1 pseudogene is annotated in these 245 nt (G+C 76.3%); it reads right to left on the reverse strand.

Annotated features, from left to right (window positions below):
* Positions 1 to 245, reverse strand: a pseudogene (locus tag AAEZ08_RS23325) (conjugal transfer protein TrbE); the annotation flags it as partial.

The following is a 245-nucleotide window of genomic DNA, read 5'->3' on the forward strand; positions in this document are numbered from 1 at the left end:
GTCGAAACGTGCATGGAAGCGGGCGACCAAGTAGCGCAGCACCTCTTGCAAGGCCGCGGGGCTGTGCATGAGCTCTTCCAGCTCAAACCCCTGCACGGCGCCGCTGCCGAGCCGGGCGCGGGCGGCCTCCCGTCGCGTGCCGTGCGGGGCGCCCAGGACCGACGGCGACCCTGCCTGGCGCCGCGCGGTCGCTGGCCGCAGCACCGACAGCCCGGGCCTCGGGGGCGGCTCCACCGGCGCCCCAG

Origin of the sequence: Pseudomonas sp. E45-MNA-CIBAN-0222 (assembly GCF_040310405.1) — a bacterium.
GTDB lineage: Bacteria > Pseudomonadota > Gammaproteobacteria > Pseudomonadales > Pseudomonadaceae > Stutzerimonas > Stutzerimonas stutzeri_AC.